We start from the raw sequence: 22,314 nt of genomic DNA on the forward strand, positions 1-22,314 counted from the left end.
TCGCCAAATTTCATTTGGTCACTCTTTATTCTGAGTGCCTGAAGCAATTTTTCTGACGAGCCATTTTTCCACTGATGGAAAAACAAACTTACTCACATCACCACCCATTGAAGCTATCTCACGCACGAAAGTGCCTGAGATAAATTGATACTGATCGGATGGGGTTAAGAATAAAGTTTCAACGTCAGGAAGCAGGTAACGATTCATGCCTGCCATTTGGAACTCATACTCAAAATCAGATACAGCACGTAACCCCCGCACGATCACGCGCGCTTGATGCTCGCGTGCAAAATCTTTTAATAAGCCAGTAAAGCCAACGACTTTTACATTCGGATAGTGGCCAAGTACTTCCTTGGCGATAGCAATGCGCTCTTCTAAATTGAAGAATGGACGTTTGCTGCGACTGTCGGCAACACCCACAATCAACTCCGTAAAAATGCTCGATGCGCGGCGGACCAAGTCCTCGTGACCACGAGTAAATGGATCAAATGTTCCAGGGTATACGGCAACTGTCATAACGTTCCTAAGGCTTTATCGGCTACAGGCAAGAGTTTAGCCTCTTCCACCCCGAAATAGACAGGCTTTTACCTGTCCAGCCTCTAAGTATTTTCCACAATGCCAGTCCGGTAGTAGGGCCTCCACCTCCTCGCGTGGTCGACTAGAGGGAAATTCCACATAAATACCACCGCCTGCCGAGTCATCACAAACCCTAGCTGCCTGAATAACGGCGCGATCTAATAAACCCGAATCCTGGAATGGTGGATCAATAAAAATTAAATTGCTAGAACGATCTGCCTGCTGCTTCAGAAACTCAAGGCTATCTCGCTGCAAAATTTCTACAAGGCCAGCAGCTGGTGAAGACTGCAATAAAGCAAAATTGGCTGTTAAATTTATGTAAGCCTTTTTTTCTTTCTCCAGCAACACAACCAATGCAGCGCCTCTTGATGCGGCCTCAAAACCCAAAGCACCGGTACCCGCAAAAAGATCTAGGCATCGTAAACCTGTTAAATCTTGTCCCAACCAATTAAAGAGCGTTTCCCGAATGCGATCAGTTGTAGGGCGTAGGCCAGGCAGGTCCAAAACCGTTAGCAAACGACTTCTCCAATTACCACCAATAATCCGCACCTTCTTCGGCGGCTCAGTCTTTAAAGGCTTGCTTACTTTATTGGGCTTATTTATTTTTTGCTCCCAATACAATAATCTTCATACGATCCATTGCAAGGTATTTTTGGAATGCAGTCTTGACCTGCTCCAAAGTTACCGCCTCAACTTGCTTTGTCCATACATCCATCGTATCGAGCGGCAAGCCATTCCATGCAATTGAAGAGAGGTTGTCCAACAACTTGCGATTGTTATCAATCCGCAATGGGTAACCATTCACTAGGTTTGCTTTAGCAGCCAAAAGCTCAGATGGAGTGGGTCCATCAGCAATAAATTGAGCAGTGGTAGAACTCATCACCTCTAAAGCCAGCGCAGCCTGATCACTCTTGGTTTGTAGGCCCGCTTGAAAAATGCCATTCTCTTTTCCAGGAATAAAATAGCTAAACACGCTGTACGCAAGACCGCGCTTCTCGCGCACCTCAGCCATCAAACGAGAAACAAAACCGCCGCCGCCCAAAACATAGTTACCAACCAGCAATGGGAAGTAATCAGGGTTGTTGCGAGCAACCGCCGTCATCCCCATGGCAATGTGGGCCTGCTGAGAGTCAAAAGGAATTTGAATTTCTCGTTGCGCCAGAGGCTCTACAGGAGAGCGCTCGAGTTCGGGCAACTTTGCGATGGGCTGACCCGAAGCTGGAATCTGCTTTAACAAAGCTTTAACGATTTCTTCTGCTTGAGCACGGTCAACATCGCCAACAATACTCACAATCATGCGATCACCGCGATAAAACTGCTTATGAAATTGCACTAAGTCATTTACGCTTACAGCAGCAACTGATTTTATTGTTGGCGAATCAGCTAGAGGATAGTTTTCATACACTGACTTTTTAAAACGACGCTCTAGAACAAACTCGGGTTTAGTTTCTGCCTCAAGCAAACTTGTTATCGTTCTTTGTTTCTCACGCTCAACAATTTTTGAATCGTAAGTCGGCTCGCTCAACATAGCAGAGGCTAGTTGTACCGCTCTATCGCGCAAGTCTTTTCGACTCAAACTGCGAATGCGCAAGATTGCTCGCTCACCGCTCACCGATAGGCCAATATTGGCTCCAAGATCAGCGATTTCATCAGCTATTTGAGCTTCAGTGAGAGCCCCTTTTTTACCCCTAACCCCATAATTCATGAGGCCTGCAACCATATCGGCTAGGCCACTTTTGCCAGCAGGGTCATAGCGATCGCCTGCATCAATGCTCACTTCAATGTCTACCATCGGCAGCGCTTTGGTTTGCACTAAATATGCCTTGGCACCCTTATAAGAATCTAACTTCTCGATCGGTAAGATGGCGTGCGCGTTACTAAGCAAGCCAAAAGCAAAGAGGCAAACTGAAATACCTTTAACAAAGAGATTCATCACTTGCTCTCCTTACCTGCAGCTTGACGCGCCTGAGGATCCAATACCGCAATCGTCAAACCCTCATCAACCAGATATTTTTTTGCAACTGCTTGCACTTGCTCAGGTGTAATGGTTTGCATTTTCTCCAGTATGTAATCGATGTCCTTCCAAGAAAATCCTGCCATCTCTGTACTGCCAATTTCCATTGCTTGACCAAAGATAGAGTCGCGTTTATAGATTTGCTCAGACAGAATGCGCACCTTAATTCTCTTGAGCTCAGACTCCAGAATCCCTTTTTGCTTTAATTCGTCAAGCGCCTTCCGGATGCTTACCTGAGCCTGATCGACTGTTTTTCCTTTAGCCATAGTGGCGCTAATTAAAAATAGTTCCGGTCCACGAGAAATCATGTCGTAGCCAACACCCACATCATTCACTACTTTTTCCTGCTTAACGAGCGTGCGATTTAAGCGGGCATTGTCATAACCATCCAGCACTGCTGTCAGAAGCTCTAAGGCATATGGCTCGGGGTCATCCAGCTTGCCAGGCTCGATACGGGGCACCTTCCAAGCCATGGTTAGTTGAGCGCTATCAGCTGGCGCCTTTACCTGAACCTGCTTAATCCCTTTTTGAGGGGGCTCAATTTGTGGCTTACGCACTGACAACTCATGAGCAGCGGCAGCACCGTAATACTTCTCCGCCATATTCAACACTTTTTTAGCATCCACATCACCGCTGATGACTACGGTTGCATTGTTTGGCTTATACCAACTGCGATACCAATCTCGCGCATCGGATGCTTTCATATTCTCTAAGTCATTCATCCAACCAATCACCGGATGGCGATATGGAGAACTCATATAAGCGGTTGCCATTAATGATTCGTTGAGCAAACTACTAGGATTGTCTTCTGTTCGTAAGCGACGCTCTTCCATGATGACCTGAATTTCTTTTAAGAATTCTGCATCATCAAAATTGAGGTTAGACATACGATCTGCTTCAAGCTTGATCACGTCTTCTAATTTTGATTTTTCAACTTGCTGAAAGTAAGCTGTGTAATCGCGCGAGGTAAATGCATTTTCGCGCCCACCGACCGCGGCTACCAAGCGAGAAAATTCGCCTGCCTTTACTTTGTCAGTGCCTTTAAACATCATATGCTCAAGCACGTGAGCCACTCCAGTCTTACCATTGACCTCATCCATGGAGCCAGCACGATACCAAGCCATATGAGCTACCGTTGGCGCACGATGATCTTCCCTGACAATCAATTTGAGGCCGTTGCTCAGCTGATACTCATTCGTATCTCCTGAATCAGGACCAGCAGCCCAAGTCAGCTGGGTAAATACAAAGAATAAAAAGGAAATTCGGAGTAAATTGGAAAGCATCTGCTAAATCACCATATCCCTAGAATTAAATTGATAAGATGCAAGGTTTAAATTGTATCGATTATGTTCGGCTTACGTAAAACCCTCGGATCCCTTTTCAAATCAAGCAAGGTTGATGAATCTTGGTTTGAAACTTTAGAAGAATCACTCATTCAAAGTGATGTGGGTCTACCTACGACTGAACAACTCATCACCAAACTACGCAAAGCAGCCAAGTCTGAAAAGGCTTCTAGTCCAGAGGAGTTGCAAGCCCTTCTCATTCAAGAAGTCAGCGCCCTATTAACTGCTATTGAACCTTTACCAAACCCACTCTTTACAAGTGATAAGCCTAACACCCCAGAGGTGTGGTTGGTTGTAGGGGTAAATGGAGCCGGCAAAACTACGACTATTGGCAAACTCTGCCGACTCTTTCAGTCTCAAGGTAAGTCAGTTCTTTTAGCTGCTGGCGATACCTTTAGAGCTGCGGCACGTAACCAGCTTCAGGAGTGGGGTGGACGCAACCAGGTTGACGTTATTACTCAAGAAGGTGGTGATGCAGCAGCCGTTGCACACGATGCCATTCATGCTGCCATCTCTCGCAAGAACGATATTCTCATCATTGACACTGCAGGCCGTCTCGCCACCCAGGACAACCTCATGGAAGAGCTCAAGAAAGTAAAACGTGTCATTGGTAAAGCACTTCCTGGGGCGCCTCACCACACTCTGCTTGTTTTGGATGGCAATACCGGACAGAACGGCTTGAGCCAGGTCAAGGCCTTCCATGCTGCTCTTGGCCTCACTGGAATCATTGTTACCAAGCTTGATGGGACAGCGAAGGGCGGAGTGATCTGCGCCCTCGCCCACACCCTACAAGATGGCCCAAAACCAGCCGTTCTAGCCTTAGGTAAAGGCGAGGGGATTAATGATTTAGCCCCCTTTACAGCAGGGCAATATTCATCTGAATTATTCAATTAAATCAATAGCTTATAGCGCATTAAAAGAACGTCAAAACCATTAGCACTCTCTTGACAAGAGTGCTAAAATAGATCTCTATTAACACCTCATATTTATAAGAAAAAATGGTTCAAAAGAAATCCGACAAACCGAATTTGCAAACGCTGCCAGTCGCGCAGACTGCGTCGGCGTCTGCATTTCCGATGCTGCCAACTCTTGGGGTTGGCACTCTCGATTCATACATTTCGTACGTTAATCGCGTACCGATGCTTAGTGCTGCAGAAGAATTACATCTTGCGCAGGAATTTCGTCGCACTGAAAATGTCGATGCCGCTAAAACTTTAGTGCTCTCTCATTTACGCTTGGTAGTTTCAGTTGCTCGTCAATATCTTGGCTACGGCATTCCGCATGCTGACTTAATTCAAGAAGGCAATATTGGCTTGATGAAGGCCGTGAAACGTTACGACCCAAATAATGGCGCGCGTTTAGTGTCGTATGCAATACATTGGATCAAAGCAGAAATTCATGAGTACATTCTTAAGAATTGGCGCTTAGTTAAAACTGCAACGACTAAAGCACAACGCAAATTATTCTTTAACTTACGCAGCAACAAGCCCACCTTGAGTGCGCTTACTCCGAGCGAAGTTGAAGCCTTGGCTAAAGCACTGGATGTCAAAGGTTCTGATGTTAAAGAAATGGAAATGCGCCTTGCTGGTGGCGATGTCGCTCTAGAAGGCGATGACAGCGATGATGAATCTGCTTACGCCCCTATTCAATGGCTAGCGGATAACTCACAAGAGCCTACTGCTCGCATTGCCAGCGCTGAAGCAGATGCCTTGCAAGGTCCCAAACTAGACCAGGCACTCATGGCTTTAGATGAGCGTAGTCGCAATATTGTGCAATCTCGTTGGCTGGCTATGGATGCCGAAGGCAATGGTACTAAGACGTTACATGATCTTGCTAGCGAATATGGCATCTCCGCAGAACGCGTTCGTCAAATTGAAACCGCTGCTCTAAAAAAGATGCGCGGCCTGTTGCAAGCAGCTTAATCAATCAAGAAGTTTGCAGGTAGCAAACTTCTTTAATTCCCTCACTCTAATAGTTCTTTTAAATCATGCGCCAAGGTCTCTGGACCTTGAGCGTGCTTGATATACAAACGTAGATGACCCTCAGGATCAAATGCATAGCTACCCGCTGTGTGATCCATGGTGTAAGAGCCCGGCTTAGATCCCGGAACCTTCTTGTAATAAATCTTGAAGTCTTTGGTCACCTTCTCCAAGGCTGCCTCATCTGCGGGACGCAAACCCAAGAAACGAGGATCAAACGCAGGGACGTACTGCTTGAGAATCTCTGCGGTATCGCGCTCAGGATCTACGGTGACAAAAAGTACTTGCACCTTATCGGACTGGGGCCCCAAGAGAGTCATGACTTGCTGCATTTCAGTTAAGGTGGTTGGGCAAATATCAGGGCACTGGGTGTAACCAAAAAACATTACCACCACTTTGCCCTTAAAGTCCGCCAAGGTTCTGACCTTGCCGTCGGGATCCACCAAACTAAAGTCTTTGCCAAAAGCAGTGCTGCCAGTGATATCAATATTTTTAAACTCTGGTTTTGGGCTGCAAGCAATCAATACGAAACAAAGAATTGCTAAAAAGCAAATGCGCAAAAAATTCATATGACTCTCAGAGGAAATAATGGTCTATCAAAAGCGCTGCAAAGAGTAGCGAAAGATAGGTAATAGAAAAGCGGAAGGTCTTTTTGGCTAAAGCATCACTGTAGGAAATAAACAAGGCAATGACATAGGCCAGGAACATTAAACCTAGGACGATTGCCGAAACTAAATACACCACACCACTCATGCCATAGATATAAGGCAGCATCGTAGCTGCAATCAAGATGAGGGTATAGAGAACGATATTCAGAAGTGTGAAACGCTCGCCATGGGTCACTGGCAGCATTGGCAAGCCCGATTGAACATAGTCATCGCGACGATACAAAGCCAGTGCCCAGAAATGTGGAGGGGTCCACACAAAAATAATCAGAACCAAAAGCCAGGCTTCTGCCGAAAGTGTATTAGTCACTGCAGCCCAGCCCAAAGCCGGCGGCATTGCACCGGATAAACCGCCAATCACAATATTCTGTGGCGTGGCAGGCTTTAGTAACCAGGTATAGATCACTGCATAACCAACGAAGGTAGCAAGCGTTAGCCACATTGTTAATGGGTTACAAAAATTCCACAAAATAATCATTCCGAGCGAGCCCAGAATGATTGAGAAAATAATGATGTGAAAAGGTGTGACTTCGCCAGTGGCTGATGGACGCCAAGCAGTGCGCTTCATCTTGGCATCAACGGCTTGCTCAATCAAACAGTTCACCGCAAATGCAGCACCCGCCAAAAGCCAGATACCTACAATGCCGCCAAAAAGCACTGGATACGGAACCATGCCAGGCGTCGCTAAGAACATACCAATCACTGCACAAAAAACGGCGAGCTGAGTCACTCTGGGTTTAGTTAAAACCCAATATTGACGCCAACGTGGCATAGCCACTGGTGCGCTTGTTTTAGAGTCGCTCATATTTACGCTATCTTCTTTTGAATGAAAGGCTTCCAAGAAGCCCAATAACTCATTCTGACCAAACAGAATATCAAAGCCGCAGAGCCGGCAGTGTGCAATAAAGCCGCTAACAACGGCCACTGAAACACCACATTAGAAATACCAGTGATGACTTGCAATAAAAGCACTCCTAGCAATAGCTTAGCCACTTGACTAAGGCTTGATAGAACTGGGGTTGCCAGCGCAAGAGCACTCCAGCCCAGAGTACCAAGTACAACCAATACCAGCATGGCAAAGAGGCGATGTGCCCAGTGGATTGTTTGCAGGGCCGCAGGGGAGATAAATTCTCCTTGCGCATTCAGGCCTAACTGACGCCAAAGAGTAAAACCCTCACTCCAATTGGTCTCAGGCCAAGCACCTCCTAAACACATCGGGAAATCAGGACAGGCTAGTACTGCGTAATTAGTACTCACCCACGCACCTAAAAAAATTTGGATGAATAAAACCATAAAAGAAAGGGCGAGGAGTTGCGCAGAAAGCGGCCGTACCCGAATGGTGCGAATTGCAGAGGACCTACCCTCCCATGACTGCTGCGCATACGCCGTTAAGCAAGCCAACAAGACTAAGGCCAACATCAGGTGTGTTGTAACAATGATCGGTTGCAATTTCAGGGTGACAGTCCAAGCACCAAAGGCGCCTTGAATGCAGACCAATAAAAGCAAGCCCAAGCTGCCGAGCAAAGGATTTTTTCCCAAGGACTTTAGTTTAGAAAATGCAATAGCCACTTGTACCAAAATCAATGTACCTACTGTCATGGCTAAATAGCGATGAATCATCTCAATCCAGGCTTTAATAATTGTGACCGGCCCAGTAGGCCAAGCAATCTGTGCCTGTTGTATATCGGTTAGCGCATGAAAAGGATTGGAAGTACCGTAGCATCCAGGCCAATCAGGGCAGCCCAGCCCTGAGTCAGTGAGGCGTGTAAATGCGCCAAATACAATTAGATCAAAGGTCATGAAGACCAAGACCCAATTGAGTTTTTGCAACAAGCTATAGCCAGGCTTTTTCCAAATGAAGAAGAGTGGTAGGCCAGCAAAAATAATAGCGATGGCTGCCAGTTCCAGAAATAAAAGGAAACTGGGCATTACAAATTCTCGCCTTTGTGATTTAACTTCAGAAGCTTTTCCAAGTCTTTCTTCATACTAGAAAATTCTTTAGGTGAATTGGTCACTGGGAAATACATCATCTTTGCCGGGCTTGGATCAATCAACTGAATTTGCTGTCCTACGCCCTCTTTATTTAACCAAGCCTCAAAATCCGCCTTCTGCTTTGGGTCTGAAGGCAACGTAAGCACCTTAAGCCCTGCCGTCTTTTCGTCATAAATCTTGAGGACTTGAGGGTCAACAGGCTTACCATCTGTATTAACCCAGATTAACTGCAAGCGTTCGCTTTCTCTACCCATGGCAACTTTGGTTTGGCGCATCAGAAATAAAGCTTCAATACATTTCTCATCTTTGATGTGGCATTCACCAGCTGGACGAGCAACCAAGAGAGTCCATTTACCCTGGAGGGGGGCGTCAAGCCACGCCGCATTGAACTCTTGGGCTGGATATACGAGTGTTCCGAAATTGGTTTTTCCACCCTCAGGTTTAATTACGTAATAAGCAAAGTAAGAGGCGAGAACTGGTGAGGCACAGGCAAGCAATAACAACAACATCTGAATACGGCCACGACGCGTACGCGCATTAATCGCAGATGCATCCACCTGTGAAGCTGGAATTAATAACTCTTTATCACTCACTCTTGATCCCCATTCACTAATCCCTGTCGTTTGTATTGCCGCAGGCCACTTAGCAACCAAAATAAAAATCCAGCAAAAGCCAAAGCAAACCACTGGAATGCATAAGCATAATGGCGATCGACCCCACTTGTCAGAGGCGCCCAATCGCGGATTAAGCCATCCTCTATGCCAATCTCAATCTCACGCAAGATAAAGGGCGCTTGACTCCAGCCATGTAACTTGCCTTCAGTTGTTAAATCAAAATTTTGCTCAATTCTTGGTTTGTTTATATCAGCAGAAATCTTGCTGCTCCCAAGCTCATAGACTTTTCCGGGATGAGCAAATACAACGCCTTCAATATTGACTACTGTATTTGGGGTTTGCACGGGTGGAAGGGTTTCGCGATTTTCATTATTGCGCGGCGCCCAACCCCGATTCACCCAAAGAACCTCATCCCTCCCTTCCAACCTCAAAGGCATCATCAGGTAAAAGCCGGACTGTGCAGTGGCGCTACCAACAGGAGGAATAGGTCTTGGCCTGTTATCCAGCCAAACTGCTGCCTCAGGAACATATCGCCCACGAGCAATCATACGACGCTCACTAGCCTCTTCCAAAGTCCATGGTGTTGCATTAGCACTTAAGATGGGCATTTGTTGGCGGGCCAGTAAATTCGCTGCCAAGGCAATTTTGGTATTAGCCCTGCTCAGTTGCCAGACCCCAGCACCACAGCCGATCGCAATCACCAGCAAGGCTGATAAAGTAGCAACTATGCGCTTGGCAACGAGGGCAAAAAACAGCTTATTCAATTGAGGGATTTGAGATGAAGTGGATTATTCCTATTGTCCTACTAATGATTGTTTTTAGCTTAGGATCGGCTTTGTATTACATGATGAAAGATAGGGGAAATAGCTCCCGTATGGTTCATTCACTGATGCTACGCATTGGGTTGTCCGTCGCGCTATTTTTAGGAATTTTGCTAGCCCACTACTTTGGTCTCATTGAAGCTACCGGCATCAGGGTGGGAACAAACTAGTCGCTAGCGAACAATACAAGAGCGCTGAAACAAATCGGGGCTTTAAAGCCCCGATTTGTTATTCAAACTACATCCAGTAAACAGCGATGTACAGACCAAGCCAGACTACGTCAACGAAGTGCCAGTACCAAGCAGCGCCTTCAAAAGCGAAGTGGTGTTTAGCAGTAAAGTCACCGCGAATCATACGGCGCAATACGATGGCCAGCATAGTGCCGCCAAGGAATACGTGGAAACCATGGAATCCAGTCAACATAAAAAATGTAGAGCCGTAGATACCTGATGTGAGCTTCAAATTGAGCTCATGGTAAGCGTGGTAGTACTCAAAAACCTGGAAGCACAAGAAGATAAAACCCAGGCCAACAGTTGCAGCCAAGCCGATAATAGCCTTCTTCATGTGGTTCGCTACCAATGCATGGTGAGCAATAGTAATCGTCACGCCAGAGCTCAATAACAATAATGTGTTGATAGTTGGAATCGGCCATGGGCCCATGGTGGTGAACTTCTCAACCAATCCAGCAGGACCATCATTTGGCCAGACAGCCTGGAAATTAGGCCAAAGTAATTTGCTCGTAACGTCACCCATCCAAGGCATTGCAATATTGCGTGCGTAAAAGAGGGCCGCAAAGAATGCGCCGAAGAACATGATTTCTGAGAAGATGAACCAAGCCATTGACCAGCGATAAGAAATATCAACGTTGACACCATTCTTACCAGCATTGGACTCAGCAATCGTATCGCCGAACCAGTTATACAGCACGTATATAACAAATGCCACGCCCGCAAGGGTAAGAGGGGCGCCCCAAGAAGCATGATTTACCCATCCAGAGATACCAAAGCCAAAAGCAACTAAGCCAAGTGCGGCCATTGCTGGATGTCTAGATAGTCCAGGGACGAAATAGTATGGGGTTGAATTGGATGACATCTTATTCTCTCTATTCAATCAAAAAATAATCAATGGGACACAACTGCTTTCACTATCAACAGGAGAACACCCATAAAAATCAAGGCGCCAACAACACCTGCAATGATAATGTGAACAAAACTAAGTGAAGCAACATCTTCCTGCAAACCTGATTGTTTACGCACCCCCAAGAAGCCCCACATTACGGCTTTCATAGACTGCATAAAACTACTTTTTTTCTTCACGACACCACCTTTGATTTTGGAGCCGGTGGTGTACCACCCGCGCCCAACTCAAAGAAGGTATACGACAAAGTAATGGTTTTCACATCTTCCGGGAGACCCGCATCGATCACAAAAACTACCGGCATCTTTTTTGTCTCATTTGCCGCTAATGTCTGCTCTTGAAAACAAAAACACTCTAACTTTGTAAAAAACTCTGTTGCGCTTTTAGGCGCATAACTTGGTATTGCCTGTGCTCGTACTTGGCGATTTTGATTATTAGTGACCTCATAAACAATCTCGGTCATTTCACCAGGATGCACTTCTAAAAAATTCTTTACTGGTTTGAAAGTAAACGGGCCACGGCTATTAGAGTCAAACTCGATCGTCACCGTACGTGCATAGTTAACTTGGGTATTACCAACCCTATTTGGGCTAAAGGCTCTGACACCATAGTCATTTTTGCTCGTTACAACATTAATCCCAGTCACCTCACACAAGGCTTTATACATTGGGACTAGTGCATAACCAAATCCAAACATCATTACCGCTGCAATTAAGAGCTTTAATAAAATCTGGCGATTTAGTGATTGAGTTGAAACCATCGTCATTGCGGGATTAACCCAACATACTCCGTTTAATCACAATACCAATAAAAAATATCAGTGACACACTCAAAAGAATGAGGCCCATCCTGCGATTCTTCGCAGCAAGGGCTTGTTTCTCTGAAGAATTAAATTCCTGCTTCATGCATTTGCTCAGCACTAGGCGGAGTTTCAAAAGTGTGGTGTGGTGCTGGAGAAGGAATAGTCCACTCCAAACCTTTAGCTCCATCCCATGGCTTCATTGGTGCTTTTTCACCTTGGCCGCGGTATGCAGGAAGCACGACGAAGATCAAGAAATAGACCTGCGACAAGCCAAAGCCCAATGCGCCGATCGAAGCGATTAAATTGAAATCAGCAAACTGGGTTGGATAGTCGGCATAGCGACGTGGCATACCAGCTAAACCCAAGAAATGCATCGGGAAGAATGTGATGTTAAAGAAAATCATGGAAGTCCAGAAGTGGATCTTGCCGCGAGTTTCACTAGCCATGCGACCCGTCCACTTGGGGCACCAGTAGTAGAAACCAGCGAACATGGCAAACAATGAACCTGCTACCAGTACATAGTGGAAGTGAGCCACAACATAGTAGGTATCTTGCAAACCGATATCAATTGGCGCCATTGCTAAGATCAAACCAGTAAAGCCACCCATCGTAAATACGAAGATGAAACCAATAGCCCACAACATTGGGGTTTCGAAAGTCATCGAACCTTTCCACATTGTTGCTACCCAGTTAAAAATCTTTACACCAGTTGGAACAGCGATCAACATAGTTGCGTACATGAAGAAAAGCTGGCCAGTGACAGGCATACCAGTTGCAAACATGTGGTGAGCCCAAACGATGAATGACAAGATCGCAATAGATGCGGTTGCATAAACCATTGAGCTGTAACCAAACAATGTTTTTCTGGAGAAAGCAGGAATAATTTCACTCACGATTCCAAATGCTGGAAGAATCATGATGTAAACCTCTGGGTGACCAAAGAACCAGAAAATATGCTGGAACATGATTGGGTCGCCACCGCCAACTGCGGAGAAGAATGAGGTGCCAAAGTGACGATCAGTCAAAGTCATCGTGATCGCACCAGCCAGTACAGGCATCACAGCAATCAACAAATAAGCAGTAATCAACCAAGTCCAGCAGAACATTGGCATCTTCATCAAAGTCATGCCCGGAGCGCGCATATTCAAGATGGTCACGATGATATTGATCGAACCCATAATGGAAGAAGCACCCAATAAGTGGAGGGCAAAAATTGCCATGTCCATGCCAGGACCCATTTGTGAGGTCAGCGGAGCATACATAGTCCAACCGCCTGCTGGAGCACCACCAGGGACAAGGAATGAGCTCAATAACAAGGTTGCAGCCACCGGCAGAATCCAGAAGCTAAAGTTGTTCATACGAGCAAATGCCATATCGGATGCGCCAATTTGCAAAGGCACCATCCAGTTCGCGAAACCAACGAATGCCGGCATGATCGCACCGAATACCATTACCAAGCCATGCATGGTTGTCAGCTGATTAAAGAACTCAGGGCGGAAGAATTGCAAACCAGGCTGGAATAATTCCAGGCGAATACCCAAAGCCATCGTGCCACCAGCTAATAGGCTGATGAATGAGAAGAGCAAATACATCGTGCCAATATCTTTGTGGTTGGTTGCAAACAACCAACGACGCCATCCGTGTGGCATGTGATCATCATGCGCGTGGTCGTGTGCGTGATCGTGGGTAGTAGAGACTGTACTCATGGATTACTCCGGTTTCGTTTTTATCTGTATTAGTTAATCTGGATTACTTGCCGCCATGTGCGGTCATGATTTCTTGGGTCTGAATCACTTCGCCTGTCTTATTGCCCCAGGAGTTACGGGTATAAGTAATTACAGCAGCAATATCGGCATCAGAAAGAACACCACCCCATTTCGGCATTGCATTTTTACCATTGAGCAAGATATTGAACTGACCCTCCTTAGGACCGTTCACTACTTTACTGCCATCCAATGCAGGGAATGCACCAGCACCTTTGCCATTCGGCTGGTGGCAAGCTGCACAGTTCGCTGCATAAACTTTAGCGCCGCGCTCTTTTTGCTCATCCAAGGTGTAAACCTTTGATGGATCGTCACCGCCAGCACCCATTGCTTTTTTCTTCTCAGCAACCCAAGCGGTGTAGTCCTCTTGTGACACTACTCTCACAACGATAGGCATGAATGCATGCTCTGCACCGCATAGCTCAGAACACTGACCGCGGAATGTACCAATCTTATCGGCTCTAAACCAAGTGTCACGAACGAAGCCCGGGATCGCATCCTGCTTTACGCCAAATGCTGGGATAGTCCAAGCATGAATAACGTCGTTAGCAGTAGTGATTAAACGAATTTTTTTGCCAACTGGCACAACCATTTCGTTATCCACTTCCATCAAATAAGTATCTGACTTAGGTGCTAAGTTATTGATTGCTTCACGTGATGTTGCCAAAGTGGAAATAAAATTGATGCCTTCACCCTCACCCTTAATGTAATCGTAACCCCACTTCCACTGATAACCAGTAGTCTTAATAGTGATGTCAGAGTTGGTAGTGTCTTTCATCGCCACAACAGTTTTTGTTGCTGGCAATGCCATGCCGATAACAATCAGCAATGGAACAACTGTCCAAATGATTTCAACAGTTGTGCTCTCGTGAAAAGAAGCGGATTTGTGACCCAATGATTTACGGTGCTTCAAGATGGAATAAAACATCACCCCAAAAACGCCAATAAAAATCACTGCGCAAATGACCAACATCATCCAATGCAACCAATGGATTTCTTGCATGATTTTGGTAGCAGGAGGCGCAAAATTCAGCTGATTAACAGCTGGGCCACCAGGCATATTCTCTGCTGCATGAGCAAATGCAGTACCAAAAGCTACTGCGAAATAGAGCGAAGCCCTAGTGACTTTTCCAAATAAATTCATCTTATTCTCTGTTTATTGTCGTGAGCAAAGCAGCAAAAATGCCACAAAATGCCCAAAAAACGGTCTCAAGCTAATACTTACAGCCGTGATTATAGGGTTAATTAAGCGCAAGAACAAACCGGGTTAACCCAGCTTGAACCAATCTTGGTCAAGGTTTAAATGATAGTAAGCACTTACACTTAGGCAGAATCTCACCTAGTCTTGCGCCCAATTTGATTTGGATCAATGTAAGCGACGTTGTCCATTGCCTTTGCAAGGTGCTTTCCAAGGACCCACGCATGCCCATAAACCACCTCTAAAGTGATTTTTTGCGGCAAACCCTCATTTTCCATCGCTTTGGGAGAGGTGGAATGCGCCAATTTCAGCGCACTCATATCTGCCAGCAATAAAGCAGGCTTCTCGTAATCCAAAGTGAGGTACTCCATGTCCATTACAGGATCAGAAAACCGCTCACCAAGCAAGGCATCCCCCATATCGTGCATATCCCAAGGGCTTAATAAATTCTTGAGCTTTAATTCTGAAAGATCCAAGGAGCGCAACTCTTTTCCGGTATCGGGCCCTAAATAGCTAAATGTGATTAAGCCGCCCTCGCGCAGAACACGCCAACACTCCTGCAAGAAGTGCTTAGGATCAGGTAGATCCTGCAACAAAAGATCACTGAACACTAAATCAACAGAATTGTCGGGAATATCAAATCTTCCAGACAAGATGTAACTTGCGAAGGGGCTAGTGTTGCTGGCAAATAAGGATCGCCAATTACTCAGCGCTTTAGCGCGCCACATTTGAAGTCCTGAAACACCTTTTTCGGTGATGCTAAAAATGCGCGCCCTTGGATAGCGCTGAGCGAGGGTATCTAAATGCTTACCAGCAAAATCGGGCACCACTAATATGCCTTTTACATCAAGCTTAACGATGTCTAATTTCTGCAGCATGCGATCTGCAATTTCATCTTGTAACCATCTAAGGGGCTGGGTCATTGGCTCAGTATACTCAGCGCCCCATGCGATTTCCAGAGAACATTTTTCAAGCCATTTGTGAACAGCTTTTGCCCACAGCTTGTATTGCTTGTCAGGGTTTCCAAAAATCATCTCTATGCGATCGTTGTCTCAATCAATTACGCGATGAAGGTTTATTGAACTATCAATGCTGCTACCAATGTGGCATAACACTTCAGGTTTCAGAAGTTGCAGAGCAATGCTGTATGCAATGCCAAGACTTGAGGCCCTACTTTGATGAAACTTATTGCTTGGATAGCTACGATGGATTGTTACAAACTCCGCTACATGAATTGAAGTATCAAAAACGCATTGCGTTTGCTAATGCACTTGGCAGAACATGGAACTTACTTCTGAGTAAGGAGCTTGAAGATATCTCTGCCGATTATTTGCTCCCAGTGCCCCTCAGTATTGAGAAGTTAGCACAGCGTGGTTTCAATCAAAGTTGGGAAATTGCTAAACGAATTCAATGTGGAGGGTATATTCAAAAATCACCTTATATGCTGCAGCGCCATCATTATGCAGAGCACCAGGCCGGCAGCACCTTAAGCAATCGCCAACTAGCCATTCAGGGAATGTTTTACCTTGAAGAGCGTTATGTTCAGCAGCTCACAAACAAGACTGTGATCGTGTTTGATGATGTGATGACAAGTGGCGCAACTCTTAATGAAATTGCGCGCATTCTGAAGGACAATGGTGTATCTCGCGTAATAAACTGGGTCCTACTCAGAGCTGCGCGACCAATCTAAAGAGTGCCACATGTTTAATATCGTTTTATTTGAGCCCGAAATCCCACCCAACACAGGGAACATTATTCGCTTGTGCGCGAATACCGGAGCAAAGCTACATTTAATTGAGCCGCTGGGATTTCCGATGGAAGATGCTAAGTTGCGTAGAGCGGGCTTGGACTATCACGAGTTTGCACGCGTCAAAGTCCACAAAAATTGGGCGCAGTTTTTAAAGGATGAGCAACCCGATTCTCAGCATCTCTTTGCATTGACTACCAAGGGTTCAGGAAAGTTTCATGAAGGCAAATACGCGCCCGATGATTACTTTATATTTGGCTCTGAAACCAAAGGCATTACGGATGAAGTCAGAGACTCGATTCCGATTGAGAATCGCATGCGTCTGGCGATGCAAGATAGCAGTCGTAGTCTGAACTTATCAAATACTGTAGCAATCGTCGTGTATGAAGCATGGCGGCAGAATGGCCTTGCTGGCGGTCAATAACAAATTGACCCAAATACTGTAATTACGATTCGATTTTAGGATCGCGCCCCATGAGTTTTTTAACAGCATCATGCGGCTTCAATTTTCCGGAGAGCACTTCACCCATCATCGCAGTAATCGGCATGTCAACTCCTAGGCGTTTTGCCAAATCGCCAACCGCCTCCGCGCAAAGCACGCCCTCAGCAACGTGACCAAGGCTTGCAAGAATCTCGGGTAGTGATTTGCCAGCGGCAAGCTCAAGGCCAACGCGACGATTACGGGAAAGATCGCCAGTAGCAGTCAAGATTAAGTCTCCAACCCCAGTCAATCCCATACAAGTTTCAGATTTGCCGCCTGCAGCTTTCACAATGCGCATCATCTCCGCTAAACCACGTGTGAGAACAGCGGCGCGTGCGTTTAGTCCCAAATCTAGGCCATCGCCAATACCTGCGGCAATCGCCAGAACATTCTTAATTGCCCCGCCTAATTCCACACCAATTAAATCATCGCTTGAATACACGCGCATATTGCCGTGATGGAAAGCGGTCTGCACTGCTTCACATAACCCGGGAGATTTGCTAGCAACGGTTAAAGCGCAAGGCATACCTTCACCAACCTCACGCGCAAAGCTTGGGCCAGATAAGGCGCCATATGAATGAGTAATGCCATGAGAATGAATCTTGCTCTCACGCTCAACAACTTGGTGCGGCAATAAAGCGGTATTAGGTTCAAGACCTTTGCAGAGCCAAATAATATTGAGTGGGTGCTCAGCAATTTCTAATGCTTGGGCGATTGTTTCTGAAAGCCCTGACATTGGTGTAGCGATGACCAATAAATCATCGCTAGACAGTCTTTTGATAGCAGTAGAAAAGTCACTCTCAAACTTGAGCTCCTCAGGCAACTGAATCCCTGAAAGATAAGCGCGATTTTCAGCGCTGTCTTCAATCTCTTTTAACTGCTGCTTGCTACGAGACCATAAAACAACATCACCCTCTTGGAGATAGCGAGCCGCTTGCGCAGCCATCGCCGTTCCCCATGCACCAGCACCAAGCAGTGTCACTTTCATGATCTGTGGGCTCGCTCGTTGAGCTTAGTGAGGCTTACTCTCAGCGGCTGCGCCATCCTTAGCGGCAGCTTCTTGTTGAGCTTGCATCAAACGATGCTCATACATGCCATGGAAATTAATCTCATTCAAATGAATTGGCTGGAAGCCTGCGCGACTAATTATGTCGGCGATATTGGAACGCAAATATGGATACAAAATTGTTGGGCAAGCAATGCCAAGCATTGGATCGATTTGCTCAACCGGAATATTGCTAAATTCAAAGATACCGGCTTGTTTTGCTTCCACCAAGAACAGAACTTTGGTGTCGACTTTCGCAGTCACGGTAGAGCTTAAAGCCACCTCAAAGATTCCTTCGCTTAATGGTGCAACAGAGATATCAATCTCAACCTGAACTTGTGGCTCAGAAGCAACCAACAAAATCTGTGGAGCATTTGGTTGCTCAAGAGATACATCTTTTAAGTAAATTCGCTGAATACGAAATCCAGGCTCTTTAGATTGATCGGCGCTTGTCTGAGGTGCTGAGGATTGTTCAGTCATTGCTAACTTTCTTTGTATGTTTAATCTATTAAGCCAATAAGGGATCAAGCTTTCCAGCGCGATCCAGTGCCACTAAGTCGTCATAACCACCAATGTGCGTGTCACCAATATAAATTTGTGGGACAGTGCGGCGGCCAGTGCGCGTCATCATCACTTCGCGTTGAGCTGGATCACGATCAATCAAAATCTTTTCGAGATTGGCAACACCTTTTTTAGCCAGCAACTTTTCTGCCATGACGCAGTAAGGGCAAACCTGGGTGCTATACATTGTTACTGAAGACATCGATTTCTCCTTACTTCACTAAAGGCAGGGCTGCTGCTTTCCAGGCCTGCACACCGCCATCTAAAGCACCCACTTCGGCAAAGCCCAGCTTTTGAGCTTCGGCTACGAGTTTGCGTGACTGAGAACCCGTTTCACAAACCAAGACGACTGGGTGCTTACGGTCTAACTTGAGCTTTTCAATGGCTGCAGTTAAGCCAGCAGCATTGGCGAATTTGGCACCAGGCAAATGGCCTGATTTGAAAGCCTCTTCCGAGCGCAAGTCCAAGACATATGCTTTGCGGCGATTAATCCAAATCGTCGCTTCGGTAGGCGATAAGCCTTTTCCGCCAATAAGCGTAGATAATGAGGGCAGGAAAAGCGCTATGCCTGAAACCAACAGCAGGGCAATAAGCGCTAAATTATCAATTTGAGTGAGAAAGTTCATCACCGGATTATAGAATGGCTCTATGAAACAACTTGTCCTTATTCGTCATGGCGAATCCGCCTGGAACCTTGAAAACCGCTTCACTGGCTGGGCGGACGTCGACTTAACCCCTAAAGGCGCAGAACAGGCCATCGCAGCAGGTGAAAGCCTCAAAAAGGCAGGCTATGAATTTGATGTTGCCTATACCTCTGTTTTGAGACGTGCCATTCGCACCCTCTGGCACGTTCAAGATGCCATGGATTTGATGTGGCTTCCGGTAGTACATAGTTGGCGCTTAAATGAACGTCACTATGGTGCGCTTACTGGATTGAATAAAGCTGAAACAGCAATCAAATATGGTGATGAACAAGTTCATATTTGGCGTCGATCCTATGATGTACGTCCACCGCTACTCGAACATGATGATGAGCGTCATCCTAAAAATGATCTCCGTTACTCAAAACTGAATCCTTCCGACATTCCTTTGGGCGAATGCTTAAAAGATAACGTTGAGCGAGTATTACCCCTGTGGAATGAATCTATTGCACCTGCACTAAAGGCTGGTAAACGCGTTTTACTAGTAGCACATGGCAATAGCATTCGCTCACTCATTAAGTATTTAGATCAAATGTCTGATGAAGCCATTATGGAAGTGAACGTACCTAACGGTGTGCCACTTGTTTATGAGTTAGATGACAACCTCAAACCTATTCAACACTTTTATTTGGATTAAAGCAAAAGAGATATGCGCCAATTTCTAAAGAATTTCGCCCTGATAGCCGTTGGCCTTATCGCCGGCGTAGCAGCCACGATCCAGCTCTCCGCGACCGCCCAGCAAAGCGCCCAGCTACCACTGGATGAGCTGCGCACGCTCTCCAATGTCTTTGCCCAAATTAAGCGCGAATATGTTGAGCCTATCGAAGATAAGCAACTGTTAACAGATGCTGTCAAAGGAATGGTGAGTAGTCTTGATCCGCATTCCACCTTCTTAGATAAAAAAGATTTTGCAGAAATGCAAGAGATGACTTCTGGAAAGTTTGCTGGACTCGGCATTGAAATCACTTCTGAAGATGGTGTAGTTAAAGTACTCAATCCAATTGAAGATAGTCCTGCTGCACGTGCAGGCCTTCAAGCTGGAGACCTCATTACACGCCTTGATGACAAACCTGTCCGCGGCATGTCTCTAGACAAAGCTGTGCGGACTATGCGCGGCGAACCTGGAACCAAAATTACTTTGACGGTATTTCGTAAAAGTGAAGAGCGCAGCTTTCCAGTAACGATCACTCGAGCAGAAATTAAAGTTCAATCAGTCAAAACAAAAATTCTGGATAACGATATTGCCTGGGTACGCATCACCAGCTTTCAAGAGCGTACCGTTCCTGATCTCGCCAGGAAATTGACTGATATTGCCAATCAAGATCCCAAGCTCAAAGGCATCATTCTTGATCTGCGCAACAATGGCGGCGGCCTATTACAAGGAGCCGTAGGGGTGGCTGCAGCATTCTTGCCTGCAGACGCAGTCATTGTCTCCACCAAAGGCCAGTCTCCAGATTCAAAACAGATCTTTAATGCAACACCAGCGATGTACCGCCTAAATGATTCTGGCGACCCTTTGGCCGGCGTTCCAGCAATATTTAAGAAATTACCTATGGTGGTCTTGGTAAATGCTTATTCCGCTTCCGCATCAGAGATTGTGGCTGGCGCACTCCAAGACTACAAACGCGCAACCATTATTGGAAAAACGACCTTTGGTAAGGGCTCAGTACAAACCGTTCGCCCTCTTACCAATGACTCAGCACTGAAGATTACTACTGCTTATTACTACACCCCTAGCGGCAAGTCGATTCAGGCTTTTGGCGTTAAGCCAGATATTCCAGTTGATCAAAATAAAGATGGCGATCCTGATGATGTATTAATCACTCGCGAGATCGATAGCGAGAAACATCTCCGCAATAAGCAATCTGCCGAAGATAAGTTGATTAAAGATCGAGAGCAACGTCGCCTTGAAGAGTTACAGCGCATTGAAGAGAAAAATGCCAAGAAGACTCCAGAAGAAAAAGAAAAGGATAAGAATAAGAAGCCGCCTGAGCTAGGCAGTGCAGATGACTTCATGCTTTCTCAAGCGGTAGCCTTTATTAATGGCCAGCCTGTGAAGCGTTCTTCATCCAAGCTCGAATAATCTTTTAATCTCTGCGGCCGGTATATGAATGACGAGCAGTTACTTCGATACTCCAGGCACTTGCTGCTTGATGAGATTGATGTTGCCGGCCAAGAGAAGCTACTCCACTCACACGTATTGGTAATCGGTGCTGGCGGCTTAGGAAGCGCAGCTGCGCCTTATCTAGCGGCAGCAGGAGTTGGCCATATCACCTTGGTGGATCACGATGAAGTAGAACTCACCAATTTGCAGCGCCAAATCATGCATACCGAAAGCAGCATTGGAAAAAGCAAAGTGGCGTCAGGGAAAGAATTTCTGCAACGCCTAAACTCCAGCATTCAGATTGAGACTATTAAAGCTAAAGCTACAGCATCTCTGCTCGATGAGTTATTGCCAAGTGTTGATGTTGTTTTGGATTGCACGGATAACTTTTCAACCAGGCACCTAATTAATACTGCCTGCGTTAAACATCAAACTCCGCTGGTTTCTGGATCGGCCCTCAAATTTGATGGTCAAGTGAGCGTCTTTGATGCACGAAATTCCAGCTCCCCATGTTATGCCTGCATCTTCTCTCCCGATGAAGAGTTTGAGGAAGTCAGTTGCTCCAGTATGGGCATCTTCTCGCCTCTAGTAGGAATCATTGGAGCCATGCAAGCTGCTCAAGCCCTACAGGTATTAATCGGTTTTGGAGAGTCCTTGGTGGGGCGTATGTTGCTTTGGAATGGGCGCACGACCCAAATCGATGAAATCCGCATTAGCCGTAATGCTGATTGCTCGGTATGCGGCTCAGCCCACTAGGCAACGCACAAAATC

At 46.1% G+C, this 22,314-nt stretch carries 28 protein-coding genes; 8 read left to right on the forward strand and 20 right to left on the reverse strand.

Features of this window, described 5'->3' with window-relative positions; translation table 11 throughout:
• Positions 1-18 precede the first annotated feature (18 nt).
• The 4 genes from coaD to ICN39_RS02625 are packed head-to-tail and all read right to left on the reverse strand — an operon-like array spanning position 19 to position 3,873.
• Entirely contained in the window at positions 19-516 is a 498-nt protein-coding gene (gene coaD / locus ICN39_RS02610) for a pantetheine-phosphate adenylyltransferase (protein ID WP_072582688.1), read from the reverse strand.
• 36 nt (positions 517-552) lie between these two features.
• Positions 553-1,125 (reverse strand): 16S rRNA (guanine(966)-N(2))-methyltransferase RsmD, encoded by a 573-nt coding sequence (rsmD, locus tag ICN39_RS02615; protein WP_323482711.1) that lies wholly within the window; start codon positions 1,123-1,125, stop codon positions 553-555.
• A 46-nt stretch (positions 1,126-1,171) separates the two neighbouring features.
• On the reverse strand, positions 1,172-2,509 hold the full coding sequence (locus tag ICN39_RS02620; protein ID WP_216232563.1) for a pitrilysin family protein: 1,338 nt from the start codon (positions 2,507-2,509) through the stop codon (positions 1,172-1,174).
• Complete coding sequence (locus ICN39_RS02625; RefSeq protein ID WP_216232564.1) at positions 2,509-3,873, reverse strand: pitrilysin family protein; 1,365 nt, start codon at positions 3,871-3,873, stop codon at positions 2,509-2,511. Before ICN39_RS02625 ends, ICN39_RS02620 begins: the two co-directional genes overlap by 1 nt.
• Before the next feature lie 63 nt (positions 3,874-3,936).
• On the opposite strand from ICN39_RS02625, the gene ftsY reads away from it, so the two are divergent.
• Entirely contained in the window at positions 3,937-4,827 is an 891-nt protein-coding gene (gene ftsY / locus ICN39_RS02630; RefSeq protein WP_216232565.1) for a signal recognition particle-docking protein FtsY, read from the forward strand.
• 104 nt (positions 4,828-4,931) lie between these two features.
• Positions 4,932-5,855, forward strand: a complete 924-nt coding sequence (rpoH, locus tag ICN39_RS02635) for an RNA polymerase sigma factor RpoH (RefSeq protein WP_216232566.1) — start codon at positions 4,932-4,934, stop codon at positions 5,853-5,855.
• Positions 5,856-5,896: 41 nt separating this feature from the next.
• Here the strand turns inward: rpoH and ICN39_RS02640 are convergent, their stop codons facing one another.
• Genes ICN39_RS02640 through ICN39_RS02660 form a run of 5 tightly spaced genes read right to left on the reverse strand, consistent with a single transcriptional unit; the run spans position 5,897 to position 9,947 of the window.
• Entirely contained in the window at positions 5,897-6,481 is a 585-nt protein-coding gene (locus tag ICN39_RS02640) for an SCO family protein (RefSeq protein ID WP_216232567.1), read from the reverse strand.
• Between the two features lie 7 nt (positions 6,482-6,488).
• Positions 6,489-7,382 carry a heme o synthase gene (cyoE, locus tag ICN39_RS02645; protein WP_216232568.1) on the reverse strand — a complete coding sequence of 298 codons (894 nt, stop codon included), beginning with the start codon at positions 7,380-7,382 and terminating at the stop codon, positions 6,489-6,491.
• 2 nt (positions 7,383-7,384) lie between these two features.
• On the reverse strand, positions 7,385-8,506 hold the full coding sequence (locus ICN39_RS02650) for a heme A synthase (RefSeq protein WP_216232569.1): 1,122 nt from the start codon (positions 8,504-8,506) through the stop codon (positions 7,385-7,387).
• A complete protein-coding gene (locus ICN39_RS02655; protein ID WP_215321088.1) occupies positions 8,506-9,162 on the reverse strand; it encodes a hypothetical protein in 657 nt (218 codons plus the stop codon). The genes ICN39_RS02650 and ICN39_RS02655 overlap by 1 nt, the downstream gene beginning before the upstream one ends.
• Complete coding sequence (locus ICN39_RS02660; RefSeq protein WP_255532259.1) at positions 9,159-9,947, reverse strand: SURF1 family protein; 789 nt, start codon at positions 9,945-9,947, stop codon at positions 9,159-9,161. The genes ICN39_RS02655 and ICN39_RS02660 overlap by 4 nt, the downstream gene beginning before the upstream one ends.
• Before the next feature lie 14 nt (positions 9,948-9,961).
• Between ICN39_RS02660 and ICN39_RS02665 the strand changes: the two genes are divergently transcribed.
• Positions 9,962-10,174: a twin transmembrane helix small protein gene (locus tag ICN39_RS02665; RefSeq protein ID WP_072582679.1), complete on the forward strand. Its 213-nt coding sequence runs from the start codon at positions 9,962-9,964 to the stop codon at positions 10,172-10,174.
• 67 nt (positions 10,175-10,241) lie between these two features.
• On the opposite strand, the gene ICN39_RS02670 is transcribed toward ICN39_RS02665, so the two are convergent.
• From ICN39_RS02670 to ICN39_RS02700, 7 genes are all read right to left on the reverse strand, one after another.
• On the reverse strand, positions 10,242-11,096 hold the full coding sequence (locus ICN39_RS02670) for a cytochrome c oxidase subunit 3 (RefSeq protein ID WP_216232570.1): 855 nt from the start codon (positions 11,094-11,096) through the stop codon (positions 10,242-10,244).
• 29 nt (positions 11,097-11,125) lie between these two features.
• Positions 11,126-11,299 carry a DUF2970 domain-containing protein gene (locus ICN39_RS02675; RefSeq protein WP_083564235.1) on the reverse strand — a complete coding sequence of 58 codons (174 nt, stop codon included), beginning with the start codon at positions 11,297-11,299 and terminating at the stop codon, positions 11,126-11,128.
• Between the two features lie 17 nt (positions 11,300-11,316).
• Positions 11,317-11,901, reverse strand: a complete 585-nt coding sequence (locus tag ICN39_RS02680; protein WP_216232677.1) for a cytochrome c oxidase assembly protein — start codon at positions 11,899-11,901, stop codon at positions 11,317-11,319.
• A gap of 13 nt (positions 11,902-11,914) precedes the next feature.
• Positions 11,915-12,130 carry a cytochrome oxidase small assembly protein gene (locus ICN39_RS11255; protein WP_370623660.1) on the reverse strand — a complete coding sequence of 72 codons (216 nt, stop codon included), beginning with the start codon at positions 12,128-12,130 and terminating at the stop codon, positions 11,915-11,917.
• Positions 12,030-13,649 carry a cytochrome c oxidase subunit I gene (gene ctaD, locus ICN39_RS02690; RefSeq protein WP_216232571.1) on the reverse strand — a complete coding sequence of 540 codons (1,620 nt, stop codon included), beginning with the start codon at positions 13,647-13,649 and terminating at the stop codon, positions 12,030-12,032. The genes ICN39_RS11255 and ctaD overlap by 101 nt, the downstream gene beginning before the upstream one ends.
• 43 nt (positions 13,650-13,692) lie before the next feature.
• Entirely contained in the window at positions 13,693-14,850 is a 1,158-nt protein-coding gene (gene coxB / locus ICN39_RS02695; protein ID WP_216155381.1) for a cytochrome c oxidase subunit II, read from the reverse strand.
• A 191-nt stretch (positions 14,851-15,041) separates the two neighbouring features.
• The gene (locus ICN39_RS02700; RefSeq protein ID WP_255532260.1) at positions 15,042-15,827 is read right to left on the reverse strand and encodes a methyltransferase domain-containing protein; all 786 of its coding nucleotides are present in this window, start codon (positions 15,825-15,827) and stop codon (positions 15,042-15,044) included.
• A gap of 224 nt (positions 15,828-16,051) precedes the next feature.
• Between ICN39_RS02700 and ICN39_RS02705 the strand changes: the two genes are divergently transcribed.
• A complete protein-coding gene (locus ICN39_RS02705) occupies positions 16,052-16,594 on the forward strand; it encodes a ComF family protein (protein ID WP_255532261.1) in 543 nt (180 codons plus the stop codon).
• Between the two features lie 10 nt (positions 16,595-16,604).
• Entirely contained in the window at positions 16,605-17,075 is a 471-nt protein-coding gene (trmL, locus tag ICN39_RS02710) for a tRNA (uridine(34)/cytosine(34)/5-carboxymethylaminomethyluridine(34)-2'-O)-methyltransferase TrmL (protein ID WP_216232574.1), read from the forward strand.
• Between the two features lie 22 nt (positions 17,076-17,097).
• On the opposite strand, the gene ICN39_RS02715 is transcribed toward trmL, so the two are convergent.
• Genes ICN39_RS02715 through ICN39_RS02730 form a run of 4 tightly spaced genes read right to left on the reverse strand, consistent with a single transcriptional unit; the run spans position 17,098 to position 19,364 of the window.
• On the reverse strand, positions 17,098-18,120 hold the full coding sequence (locus ICN39_RS02715) for an NAD(P)H-dependent glycerol-3-phosphate dehydrogenase (protein ID WP_216232575.1): 1,023 nt from the start codon (positions 18,118-18,120) through the stop codon (positions 17,098-17,100).
• 24 nt (positions 18,121-18,144) lie between these two features.
• Entirely contained in the window at positions 18,145-18,657 is a 513-nt protein-coding gene (gene secB, locus ICN39_RS02720) for a protein-export chaperone SecB (protein ID WP_216232576.1), read from the reverse strand.
• Positions 18,658-18,685: 28 nt separating this feature from the next.
• Positions 18,686-18,940 carry a glutaredoxin 3 gene (gene grxC, locus ICN39_RS02725; protein WP_216232577.1) on the reverse strand — a complete coding sequence of 85 codons (255 nt, stop codon included), beginning with the start codon at positions 18,938-18,940 and terminating at the stop codon, positions 18,686-18,688.
• A gap of 10 nt (positions 18,941-18,950) precedes the next feature.
• Entirely contained in the window at positions 18,951-19,364 is a 414-nt protein-coding gene (locus ICN39_RS02730; protein ID WP_215358701.1) for a rhodanese-like domain-containing protein, read from the reverse strand.
• Between the two features lie 22 nt (positions 19,365-19,386).
• On the opposite strand from ICN39_RS02730, the gene gpmA reads away from it, so the two are divergent.
• Genes gpmA through ICN39_RS02745 form a run of 3 tightly spaced genes read left to right on the forward strand, consistent with a single transcriptional unit; the run spans position 19,387 to position 22,299 of the window.
• Positions 19,387-20,076, forward strand: a complete 690-nt coding sequence (gene gpmA, locus ICN39_RS02735) for a 2,3-diphosphoglycerate-dependent phosphoglycerate mutase (RefSeq protein ID WP_216232578.1) — start codon at positions 19,387-19,389, stop codon at positions 20,074-20,076.
• 12 nt (positions 20,077-20,088) lie between these two features.
• Entirely contained in the window at positions 20,089-21,522 is a 1,434-nt protein-coding gene (locus tag ICN39_RS02740) for a S41 family peptidase (protein WP_216232579.1), read from the forward strand.
• Between the two features lie 24 nt (positions 21,523-21,546).
• Positions 21,547-22,299 (forward strand): HesA/MoeB/ThiF family protein, encoded by a 753-nt coding sequence (locus tag ICN39_RS02745; RefSeq protein WP_216232580.1) that lies wholly within the window; start codon positions 21,547-21,549, stop codon positions 22,297-22,299.
• Positions 22,300-22,314 lie beyond the last annotated feature (15 nt).

Source organism: Polynucleobacter sp. AP-Reno-20A-A9, from assembly GCF_018882085.1.
Classification (GTDB): domain Bacteria; phylum Pseudomonadota; class Gammaproteobacteria; order Burkholderiales; family Burkholderiaceae; genus Polynucleobacter.